Genomic DNA, 3,035 nt, shown 5'->3' with positions numbered 1-3,035 from the left:
GACGAACACCACCGGCGGTGCGTCGGGGATGTTCTGGATCTGCTCGAGCGTTTCCAGCCCGTCGAGGCCCGGCATGTACTGATCGAGCGCCACCACGTCGACACCGCCCTGGCGCAGCCTTTCAAGCCCGGCCTCGCCGCTGAGCACGTGCTCCACCGCAAAGCCCTGCCGCTTGAGGCCGCGCGTGACCAGCCGGCCGAGCGCCTCGTCGTCGTCGATATACAGCAGGGTCGGGGTGGCTGGCGTCATGTGTTTTCGGGTTGGGGGACCTGGATGACCGAAAAGAACAGGCCGAGCTGACGGATCGCGTTGGCGAAGCTTTCGTAGTTTACCGGCTTGGTGATGTAGACGTTGCAGCCGAGTTCGTAGCAGCGCTTAATTTCCTGGGCATCGTCGGTGGTGGTGAGCACCACCACGGGCGTGCACTTCAGGTGATCATTCTCCTTGATGCGGCGGAGAATATCGATGCCGCTGGCATCGGGCAGATTGAGATCGAGCAAAACCAGCAGGGCACGGTCGCGATGTTCCACGCCGGTGCCGTCCGGCCCGAACAGATAGTTCAGCGCGGCTGTACCCGATGTGAACGGGATGATCTCATTGTTGACACCCGACCGGCGGATGTTGCGCTCGATGAGGCGGGCGTGGCCTTCATCGTCCTCGATCATGAGGATGGTGACTGGATTGCTCATGAGCGGGGTTCCCGGTTGGTTGCCGTTGTCCATTTCATCGGCAACGTGATGGTGAATGTCGAGCCTTCGCCGAGGGCGGAGGTCACCGACATGGTTCCGCCGAGCCTCCTGACGAGCGCACGGACGTGAGCGAGCCCGATCCCCTGACCGGGCCTGTCCTGTGTACCGGCCCGGCGGAAAAGATCAAAGATTCTCTGGTGGTCCTTGGGATCGATTCCACGACCGTTGTCGGTGATCTCGAAGATCGCGAAGCCGAGCTTCTGCTTGCCGCGGATGCGAATGTCGCCGGGGACGCCGCTCTTCAGATATTTGAGCGCATTGTCGATCAAATTGGAAAAGATCTGCTCGAGCGCGAGGCGGTCGCTGACGATGTCCGGCAGCGGCTCGATCCGGATCTCCGCGTTGGCTTCGGCGGCCTGGTGCGCCATCGTCGAAGCGATGTTTTCGATCAGCTCGCGGGTGTCGATCGCGACGGGCTGGAATTGGCGGCGGCCTTCGCGCGTGAGATTGAGGATCGCGCTGATCAGCCGGTCCATCTTGCCGATCGAGGATTTGATGAAGCCGAGCGCCTCGGTGAAATCTTCCGACAGCTGCTGGTCGGGCGCCGTCAGTTCGGGCTCGCCGTCGGCGTCGGCCTTCTCCGGCATCTGCTTGTCGGCGACTTCGCGGCTCAGCGTCGCGATGCGACGGAAGATGTCGCCTCGCAGCTCTTCGAGCTCGCTGGTAAAGCCCATGATGTTGACCAGCGGCGAGCGCAGGTCGTGGCTGACGATGTAGGCGAAGCGCTGGATTTCCTCGTTAGCCTCGCGCAGGTCCGCCGTGCGCTCCGACACGGTGGATTCGAGGTTGAGGTTGTTGTCGCGCAGCTGCGCCTCGGCCTCGTCGCGGGCGCGGGACGAACGGCGGACCAGGAAGATCGACAGACCTGCCAGCACCAGCACGAGGCCGGAGCCGGTGGCGGTGACGATCGACGTTAGCGACTGGCTTCGATCGGCCGCGGCCGTCCGCATCACGAACAGCTTGTTCTCTTCGGCGCGCATCGCCGCCATGTAGCTGGCGAACTGGTTCATCGCCTCGCGGCCGCTGGCGTCACGCAGCGCGTTACGGGCTTCCTCGGCGCGATTGTTCTGGCCGAGCCCGATCAGTTCGCGGAATTTTGCGATCCGCGTCTCGGCGAGCGGCACGGCCTGCTCGATCAGCGGACGCTGCACCGGATTGTCGGCAATGAGCTGCCGCAGCCGCTGCAGCATCGGCAGCACCTGGGCGGCGGAATTTTCGAACTCGTTGACGAATTCCGGCTGTCCGGTGAGCAGATAGCCGCGCTCTGCGCTCTCCGCCCGGCGCATTTCGAGCTGGGCCAGCGAGATCTGGTTCTCGACCTCGAGGGTGTGGGCCACCCAGGCGCTGTCCTCGCGCGCACGCTGCAGCAGGAAGACCGACGCCACGCTGATCAGGATCAGCAGGGCGAAGGACAAAGCGAGCAGGGTGATTTGAATGAAAGCGCGACGGCGCGTGGCTTCCGGCGTCACCGCGCGCCCTCGGTCAGACCAAAACGAAGCAAGAACATCCCCCGCAAGACGTTCGAATGTGGAACCGACCCAACGCCGAAACAGGGAACCGGTTCCACGGCAAAAGCAGATTTTTTAGCGGGTCTCCAGCGAGGCGCCCGCCAGATACTGTTCGAGCCAATGGATGTGATAATCGCCGTCGATGATCGCCGGCTCGCGCACCAGCGCGCGGAACAGCGGCAGCGTGGTTTCGATGCCGTCCACCACCATCTCGTCCAGCGCCCGGCGCAGCCGCATCAGGCATTCGCCGCGGGTCTTGCCGTGGACGATCAGCTTGCCGACCAGCGAGTCGTAATAAGGCGGGATCGTGTAGCCCTGATAGACCGCTGAATCGATCCGGATGCCGAGGCCGCCGGGCGGATGGTAGCGCGCGATCTTGCCGGGCGACGGCCGGAAGGTCACCGGGTTTTCGGCATTGATGCGGCACTCGATGGCGTGGCCGTTGAGCACGATGTCGTCCTGCGTCACCGGCAGGTCGCCGCCGGCGGCGATCCGGATCTGCTCAAGCACCAGATCGATCCCGGTGATCATCTCGGTGACCGGATGTTCGACCTGGATGCGGGTGTTCATTTCGATGAAGTAGAACTCGCCGTCCTCGTAGAGGAATTCGATCGTGCCGACGCCGAGATATTTCATATCCTGCATCGCCTTGGCGCAGATGCCGCCGATCCGGGCGCGCGCCTCCGGGCTGATGACCGGCGAGGGGCTTTCCTCCCACACCTTCTGATGCCGGCGCTGCAGCGAACAGTCGCGCTCGCCGAGATGGATCGCGCCGCCG

Annotated in this window: 3 protein-coding genes and 1 pseudogene; all 4 read right to left on the bottom strand. The window is 63.8% G+C overall.

Features of this window, described 5'->3' with window-relative positions; all coding sequences use genetic code 11:
* A partial coding sequence (locus tag ACOJTD_RS14730; protein ID WP_420133644.1) for a response regulator occupies nt 1-249 on the bottom strand: 249 nt, incomplete at its 3' end.
* A complete protein-coding gene (locus ACOJTD_RS14725) occupies nt 246-689 on the bottom strand; it encodes a response regulator (RefSeq protein ID WP_420133643.1) in 444 nt (147 codons plus the stop codon). The genes ACOJTD_RS14725 and ACOJTD_RS14730, both read right to left, overlap by 4 nt.
* A complete protein-coding gene (locus ACOJTD_RS14720) occupies nt 686-2,218 on the bottom strand; it encodes a sensor histidine kinase (RefSeq protein WP_420133642.1) in 1,533 nt (510 codons plus the stop codon). Before ACOJTD_RS14720 ends, ACOJTD_RS14725 begins: the two co-directional genes overlap by 4 nt.
* Before the next feature lie 114 nt (nt 2,219-2,332).
* Nucleotides 2,333-3,035: pseudogene (locus ACOJTD_RS14715) on the bottom strand (acetyl-CoA carboxylase biotin carboxylase subunit); the annotation flags it as partial.

This window comes from Rhodopseudomonas sp., assembly GCF_048594845.1.
Classification (GTDB): Bacteria; Pseudomonadota; Alphaproteobacteria; order Rhizobiales; family Xanthobacteraceae; genus Rhodopseudomonas.
The sequence above is the reverse complement of the archived record's forward strand: the minus strand, read 5'-3'. Positions and strand labels throughout refer to the sequence as shown.

Bases quoted from the DNA above. Each gene is read 5' to 3' on its own strand.
- ACOJTD_RS14725 (WP_420133643.1), bottom strand. From the start codon at position 689: ATGAGCAATCCAGTCACCATCCTCATGATCGAGGACGATGAAGGCCAC.